Origin of the sequence: Mesorhizobium sp. M7A.F.Ca.AU.001.01.1.1 (genome assembly GCF_004022735.1) — a bacterium.
Lineage (GTDB): Bacteria > Pseudomonadota > Alphaproteobacteria > Rhizobiales > Rhizobiaceae > Mesorhizobium > Mesorhizobium ciceri.
In genome coordinates this window covers 1-7620 of sequence record NZ_RZPF01000276.1, presented here as the reverse complement: position 1 = coordinate 7620, position 7620 = coordinate 1, and the positions used below count along the sequence as shown (strand labels likewise).

Annotated in this window: 7 protein-coding genes and 2 pseudogenes; 2 read left to right on the top strand and 7 right to left on the bottom strand. The window is 63.3% G+C overall.

Features of this window, described 5'->3' with window-relative positions:
• The 5 genes and pseudogenes from EN884_RS18020 to EN884_RS17995 all read right to left on the bottom strand — a co-directional run.
• Positions 1-678, bottom strand: a pseudogene (locus EN884_RS18020) (hypothetical protein); the annotation flags it as partial.
• 29 nt (positions 679-707) lie between these two features.
• Positions 708-1439: a histidine utilization repressor gene (gene hutC, locus EN884_RS18015; protein ID WP_013530484.1), complete on the bottom strand. Its 732-nt coding sequence runs from the start codon at positions 1437-1439 to the stop codon at positions 708-710.
• A 32-nt stretch (positions 1440-1471) separates the two neighbouring features.
• Positions 1472-2494 (bottom strand): zinc-binding dehydrogenase, encoded by a 1023-nt coding sequence (locus tag EN884_RS18010; protein WP_063168691.1) that lies wholly within the window; start codon positions 2492-2494, stop codon positions 1472-1474.
• A gap of 15 nt (positions 2495-2509) precedes the next feature.
• Positions 2510-3832, bottom strand: coding sequence for a histidinol dehydrogenase (gene hisD / locus EN884_RS18005; protein WP_024503949.1), 1323 nt, complete (start codon positions 3830-3832; stop codon positions 2510-2512).
• 207 nt (positions 3833-4039) lie between these two features.
• A complete protein-coding gene (locus EN884_RS17995) occupies positions 4040-4813 on the bottom strand; it encodes a 3-oxoacyl-ACP reductase family protein (RefSeq protein WP_024503950.1) in 774 nt (257 codons plus the stop codon).
• A gap of 130 nt (positions 4814-4943) precedes the next feature.
• Between EN884_RS17995 and EN884_RS17990 the strand changes: the two genes are divergently transcribed.
• Both EN884_RS17990 and EN884_RS17985 read left to right on the top strand, forming a co-directional pair.
• Positions 4944-6047 (top strand): histidinol-phosphate transaminase, encoded by a 1104-nt coding sequence (locus EN884_RS17990; RefSeq protein WP_082826515.1) that lies wholly within the window; start codon positions 4944-4946, stop codon positions 6045-6047.
• A gap of 105 nt (positions 6048-6152) precedes the next feature.
• On the top strand, positions 6153-6521 hold the full coding sequence (locus EN884_RS17985; protein WP_224620654.1) for a hypothetical protein: 369 nt from the start codon (positions 6153-6155) through the stop codon (positions 6519-6521).
• A 147-nt stretch (positions 6522-6668) separates the two neighbouring features.
• Here EN884_RS17985 and EN884_RS17980 read toward each other — a convergent pair whose 3' ends face one another.
• Both EN884_RS17980 and EN884_RS39610 read right to left on the bottom strand, forming a co-directional pair.
• Complete coding sequence (locus EN884_RS17980; protein WP_013530477.1) at positions 6669-7352, bottom strand: SGNH/GDSL hydrolase family protein; 684 nt, start codon at positions 7350-7352, stop codon at positions 6669-6671.
• 89 nt (positions 7353-7441) lie between these two features.
• Positions 7442-7620, bottom strand: a pseudogene (locus EN884_RS39610) (ABC transporter permease); the annotation flags it as partial.

Here is a 7620-nt window from a genome sequence, read left to right as displayed (position 1 = left end):
GTCGGTGTACTGCTCGCCATTGATGACGAATTTCAGCCGGGAAAACCGATCCCAATCCAGCTCGGCACCGGGAAAGACGAACGGCTTGCCGACATAGAAATCGGCCAGCCGGCCGCCTGGCGACAAGCGTGTCTCGGCATCGATCAGCCGCTCATGAAACAGCCTGTGGATCGGTTCCGCCGCCACCTCCTCGACGGTTACCGGATGCAGCGTTTCGAGATAGACCTTGAGCAGCCTGGCCGACAGGTCGCGCTCGGCAAGAACGGCTTCTCGCCGTTTGCCGGCATCGTCCTGCGCATCCAGCGCGAACAGCACATCCGAAAACCTCGGATCCGTGCGCCGCCGATAGACAAGGATCTGCTCGCCCGGTTGGGCCGACATATGCACGGGTTGATCAACCGGCAGGCCGGCGCGCGACAGAATCTCGGCGCGGTAATACTCGCCCGTCATCGCCTCTTCCCGCTCCTCCTGATGGAACTTGAAGAAGTAGGCCTTGCCGTCGTCCTCGAAGAAGCCGTTCAACGAATTGAGGCTGTATTTATCGAAGTTGATGCGGACATTGCGGGGGCGCATCGCGAACAGGTCGCCCAGCAATGCCGCCAGCGCGCTTTGTGCTTCGGCAACATCATGCTGCGCGAGTGCCCGGATCCGCGCCGTGCGGCTCGGTGCCGGCGTCATCTGTCGCTCTTGCATTCGACCTGCTTCCGTCAGCTGCTTTTTGAAGGGGAATAGCGGCTGCCGAGCGAGTAGCGGCTGCCGGCATAAGTCAGCTTGCTGATCGTCGCCACCACCGCGCCCGTCCATGTCCGGCGGTGCAGGAAAAGGCAGCAGGCGCCGACATCGATGCCCAGATGCCGCGCCGTCTCGGCATCCGCCGGGATGGCGGAAATGATATGCTCGACCTCGGTCACCGGGGTTTTCTGCATGAGGTAGTCATAGGTCGCCGTCTTCGAAAAATCCTGCTTGTCATAGTCGGGGATAAGGCTCGGATTGACGAAGCGCTCTTCGAGTTGCACCGGCAGATCGTTCTCGAAATTGACGACGACGGAATGATAGATCGAGACGCGCTTTGGAAATTCGAACGACAGCGCCAGCTCTTTTGTCGGCATGATGGTTTCGAGGACGAGGACTTCGGAACGATGTCTGTTGCCGCGCTCGACGATCTCGGCTGCGATGTTGTTGATCTCGATCAGCGTCGACTGTGGCCGCGGTGGCGCGATGAAGGTTCCCACACCTTGCAGGCGGATCAGAAACCCGGCCGAGGTCAATTCTCTGAGCGCCCGGTGAACCGTCATCCGCGAGACGCCGAGTGAAGCGACCAACTCATTCTCGGACGGCAGCTTGCGATCTTTGCCCCACCGGCCCGTTCCGATGTTTGCCAGGATGTAGTCCTTCACCTTCTCGTAAAGAGGGCTGGCGGTGTCGGGCAAAGTGATCATTTCAAAAGTCCTTTCCGGCGATTCATCGGAAATCACGACTCGACAGGTTGCCGCATGCGGATGATTGTTTTCAAGCCGTCGCTGCGCCCCGCCAACAGCCGCTCATAGGCAGCCGGAATGTCATCCAGGCCGATCTCCTGGTCGATCAGCGCCAGCAGCGGTTCGCTCAATTCACCCAGCATCCGCACGGCCTCGGGCAGTTCGTCGGCAAAGGCATGGCATCCCAGCAACCCGATTTCGCGTTCGACCAGCGTATTGGGATCAATGTCGAGGCGGCCGTGGAAGATGCCGACCATGGCGATCGTACCGCCGGGATCGAGAACGCCGAGCAGCTGATTGAGCGCCGCGACGCTGCCGGTCGCCTCGATGGCCGCGAGCAGCGGGGCATTGGCAGTTGCGGCGGCAACGGCGTCCCGGCTCAGATCGACGATCCGGGCACCCGTCACCCGCGCCACCCGGGCGCAGCGGCTCTGGTTGCGGTCGGCGATCAGCACGGTGCCGGCGAAGGTCCGCGACAACAGCAGGGCGGCAAGACCGCCGATCGGCCCGCAGCCGACGACCAGCACGAAGCCTGTCGTTTTCGGCAGGCGCCGCACCGCGTGCAGCGCCACCGCCAGCGGCTCGGCCATTGCCGCGACCCGCTCGTCGAGCCCGGCATCGATGATATGCAAAAGCCGTGCGGGCAGCACGGCCTGTTCGGCAAATCCGCCGTCGCAGATTTCTCCGACGAAGCCCAGTGACGCGCAGAGATGACGCCTGCCGGCTTGGCATTGCGCGCAGTCTCCGCACCAGAAGCGGGAATCGGCGACAACCCTGTCACCGATAGCGAAGGCGTCGACGCCCGCGCCGGTGGCGGTCACCGTGCCGGTGAGTTCATGGCCGGCCGTCGAAGGCGACCGGCTTATCCACTGTCCCGTGCGGAAATTATGCAGGTCCGAACCGCAGATGCCGGCGGCATCGACCCTGAGCTTCACCCAGCCTGCATCCGGCGCGCCCGGCGTCGCGATGTCCTCGACGCGCAGATCGCCGGGCCCGTAAAGTCGTGCCGCCTTCATCTCGATCGGTTCCGCTCAGCCGGCAAGATAGCGGTCGCGGATCTCCGAGACCGCGTTCTCATGCGAGCTGAAGCCCTCGTAGCGGGCGAGCCTGCGGGCGTGCAGAGCGAGTTCCGGATAGGCCACCGAGGTGACATAGCCGACCGACGAGCGCTTGACGAAATCCGTCACCGAAAGCGGCCCGTAGGTCCGCGCCCAACGGCTGGTCGGCAGCACCGCATTGGGTCCAAGCACGAAATTGGCCAGCGTCACCGGCGTGTGCGGCCCCATCAGGATTTCAGCCGCCTCCGTGATGCGCCCGAGATGCGCGAACGGCTCCTTCGACAGGATCTCGAGATGTTCGGGCGCATAGTCGTTGATGAAGCGGTAGCTGTCTTCCAGCGACGCGGTCAGCACGATGCCACCGCGCTTGCCGGTCAGCACCGCGCGTGAAAACTCGACACGCTGCTCGGTCATCCGCGACCAATGCTCCGGGATTGCAGCCAATGCGGCTTCGGCGACCTTGCGGCTGTGCGTCACCAGATAGGCCGAGGAATCCGGCCCGTGCTCGGCTTCGATCAACAGGTCGAGCGCGGCAAGCCCGCCGTCGACGCTGTCATCGGCAAAGATGATCGCTTCGGACGGCCCGGCCGGAAGGCCTGTGTTGATGACCGAAGACAGCACGCTCTTGGCCGCCACCACCCAGGGGCTGCCGGGGCCGACGATCTTGAGCGCGGGCTTCACCGTCTCCGTGCCGTAGGCGACGGCGGCAACTGCCTGAGCGCCGCCGCATTTGTAGACGGTTCCGACGCCGGCGAGGCGTGCGGCGACCAACGTTGCCGCGTCCACCGAACCATCCGATGTCGGCGGCGTCACGATGGCGATTTGCGGCACGCCGGCAATCACCGCCGGCACCGACGTCATCATCGTCACCGATGGGAAAGCACCCTTGCCGCGCGGCACGTAGAGCGCAACGGAAGCGATCGGCGTGTACCGGTCGCCGGCATAGGCGCCCGGCCGGACTTCCTTGAGCCACATCGTTTCCGGCTTCTGCTCCTCATGGAAATGCCTGATGTTGTCGATGCCGAACTGGATGCTCTCGACGACGTCCTTTTCCACCTTGTCGAACGCCGCGTCGAACTCGGCTTCCGACACCTGCAGCTCGCCCTCGGCGACATTGGCCTTGTCGAGTTCCCTGGCGAAGCGGATCAAGGCGGCGTCGCCTTCGTCCTTGACGGCCTGGATGATCGGCCGGACCTTCTCGACGAAGACCGTCAGATCGGCCTCGGCGCGCTTCAGCAGACTGGCGCGCTGGTCGGCATCGATGGATGACAAATCGTGGAAGCTGATGTCGGACATGGCTGCTCGTTCTCCTGGAACTCTTGGAACGCAATCACGGCTGGCGCAGGCCGGCCATATGCTGCGGGCCGACAGGTCGACCCTGAACAAGGATCAAAGCCGTCGAGAGGCTTCACTCGGCCAAAAGTATATACATGTCTATGTGACGGTCGCCAGCGATTTTTCCATCTTCCTTCCCGTCGAAACTACCGAGATAAACCTGCCTCATCAGATCGAGGCGAGAAAGCCGCCATCGACCGGAATGGACTGGCCGGTTATGTAGGCCGCCGCATCCGAAGCGAGGAACACGGCGATGCCATGCAGGTCGGAGAGATCACCGAAACGCCGCTGCGGGATCTTGGCCAGCATGGAGTGCTGCCATGCCTCGTTGTTGTAAAAAACGTCCGTCATCGCCGTCCTGAAATAGCCCGGCGCGATGGCGTTGACCCTTATGCCAAGCTCCGCCCACTCGGCCGCAAGCGCCCGCGTCATGCCGAGCAGGCCGGACTTCGACGAGCCATACGGCACCGCGGTTGGGATTCCGACTTCCGACGTCAGCGAGCACAGGTTGATGATGGTGCCGGGACGGCCGGCGTCGCGCATCTGCCGCGCGGCGGCCTGGGCGCAGAAGAACGCTCCCTTCAGATTCGTGTCGACGATCCTGTCCCACAGCGCCTCGTCGACATCGAGCGAGGGCCGCACCTCCTCCATCCCGGCATTGTTGACGAGAATGTCGAGACCACCAAGCAGGCTGGCAGCCTCGTTGGTGGCTGCGCGGCAGCGGCCGACATCGGTGACGTCGAGAGCGATGGCATGCGCCACCCCACCGGCCGCGCGGATGGCGACCGTCGTGTGCTCCAGCGCGGCCAGGCTGCGCGCCGTGACCGCGACGTCGGCGCCGGCAGCACTCAGCGCTTCGGCGATGCTGCGCCCGATGCCACGGCTGGCGCCGGTGACAAGCGCCTTCCTGCCGGAGAGATCGAAGAGAGAAGCGTTGCGCATGTGATCCTCCTGGTCGGTGTCGGTTTCCGCTTCGGCGTAGAGACTATCAGGTCAAGTTACATATACAAGCATATACAAAGCATTTCAGCTGCGGTACGGATGACGAAATCCACCGCAGAGGAGCCAGCCCGTGTCGAAAGCCTCGGATATGGTCCGCACCGAAGTCAACCGCCTGTCGCCCTACAATTCCGGACTGACCATTGACGAGGTACGGAAACGATACGCACCGGCCAGAATCGCCAAACTGGGCTCGAACGAAAACCCGCTCGGGCCCAGCCCGACCCTCGCCGCCACGATGCATGCCGGCTCCGAGATGTTCCGCCTCTATCCGGATCCTGCCGGGCGCAAGCTGCGCCAGGCGATCGGCGACAAATATGCCGTCGCCGAGGACCAGATTATCCTCGGCAACGGTTCCGAAGATCTTCTCTCCGTCATCAGCCGCGCCGTGTTGCGGCCGGGCGACGCCGTCGTCACGCTCTATCCGTCGTTTCCGCTGCATGAGGACTACACCACGTTGATGGGCGCTACCGTCAATCGCGTTGTCGTCAACGACGATCTGACCATCAATGTCGATGCGCTGGTCGAGGCGGTGCGCGAACGGCCGCGCATGCTGCTGTTCTCGAACCCGATGAACCCGGTCGGCAGCTGGCTCTCCGGCGGCAATCTGTCGAGGGTTCTGGATGCGACGAGCGACGAGACGCTGATCGTCATCGACGAAGCCTATGCCGAATATGCCAAGGGCGACGACTATGCGTCATCCCTGCCCTATCTGGGAAAGCTCGACCGGCCGTGGATCGTGCTTCGGACCTTTTCCAAGGCGTTCGGCCTGGCCGGATTGCGGATCGGCTTCGGCATCGTCGGCGACCCGGAGCTGCGCACGCTGCTCGACCGCGTCCGCACGCCTTTCAACGCCAACGGCATGGCCCAGGCCGCAGCATTCGCGGCGCTGGCCGATGACGAACACCTCGCCAGGGTCGTAGCTCTGGCCAGGGCGGAGAGAAAACGCGTCGAGACTTTCCTGGCGAGCAAGGGCCTCGACGTCGCCGCCTCCAGAGGCAATTTCCTGTTCTTCAACTGCCGGCAAGATGCCTCCGTCTTCGTCGAAGGCCTGCTGCGGCAAGGGGTCATCGTCAAACCGTGGAAGCAGCAGGGCTTTGACACCTATGTGCGTGTCAGCATCGGCTCGACTTCGGAAAACGACCACTTCATGGCCGCTCTGTCGACGCTGTTGTGAATGCACGTCTGGGCGGATCGCTCCGCGCTTGGGAGCCGATCGCTGCCGCCCTATTTCGCCCAAGGCCTTGACCGACGCTTGGCTTGGCTGCCGTGCGGATCGTCGATGACCACAGCGTATTTATTTGGCTTCGGACCAGCCGCAGGCCTTAACTTTCGCAGCGTGGGTTTTTACATCCGGGGGGTCTGCAAACGATCGACGCTTGAGGAGGCTCCCTTGCAGCAGCCAGATGACATAGCCGCCCGCCGATTGGGCATTCTCATCGAGCAATATGTGGAAGCGCGTAAAAAGCGCTATGACTATGTGTCGACCGAGCAGGCCTATCGGGCCATCCGGCAGGTCCTCAAACCCGCCATTCCCGATCGCGAGCTCGACGACATGGTCGCCTCACTTGCCGTCAAGAACGGCCTGGCGGTCGTCTTCGATCGTCAAACCAAAGCATCGGCCGATGATGTTCCGAGGCCAAGCCCCTAGATCGACGCACATCTGCCGGCGCCGGGCGCCATATCAATGCGGGGCCAAACGCATCGTTCGGCCCCGCATCGATGTGCATCGCCGGAGGAACCTGCGACACACCTGCGCCGTGGGCCTGTGTGCCGCAAGCCGACGGGCGTGGCGGCTTCAAGCGGCGGTGCTGACCTGGCCCGGCTCGAGGATCGACTTGACCTTGTCGGCGACGGCGCGTCCCAGATCGGCGTTGTTTGCGGCGGTGAAATGAATTCCGTCGACACCGTCCGTGGTGAGGTAATCGCCGGCATTGAGGAAATCGATCTTCATGAAATCCGCCATCGCCTTGTACTGCCTGGCCAGGTCCCTGGATTTTTCGTGCCCGCCGCCGAACATGCCCTCGAACCATGGATCGGGCATCGGGGTCAGCGGCGGCGGCGCAATGACCAGCGCCTTGGGGGCCGGATAAGGGGTGCCGATGCCGCCGGCACTGGTCAGGATCTGCCCGACCAGTTTCGCCATTCCATTGGCGATCTCATAAGGCGTCCGGCGGAAATAGGACTTGGTGTCGTTGGTGCCGAGCATGACGATGACCAGGTCCAGCGGCAGATGGCTGGCGATGGCCGAGGGCAGGTAGTTCGCCCCGTTCAGGCGCGGATCGTTGGGGTCGTCGAGACATGTCGTGCGCGCGCTCAGGCCTTCCTCGATGATGTGGTAGCCCCCTCCCAGCGCCGCCGCCATCACACCGGTCCAGCGCTGGTCATAGGGGTAGCGGTAGGTCGGCGACCCCTCCTTGACCGGAACCCAGCCCCAGGTCAGCGAGTCGCCATAGCACATGATGTTTTTTGGCGGTGACATCCATGTTTCTCCATCTGTTTGCAATTGTCTGAACGCGTGGATTTGTCGGTCCCGGCGAACACCGGTCGGCTTGCTTTCGCCGTCTCAGGTCAGGGGTTTCGCACCCGCACTCCGTAGAAGATCGCGGCACCCAGGATGATGACGCCCTGCGCGATGAGCTTGCCGGGCTCGTCGATGCCGAGCACGGTCATCACCACGAACAGCAGCGCAAAGCACAACGCCCCGAAGAAAGGTCCCCAGACGCCACCGTCGCCGCGACCGAAGACGA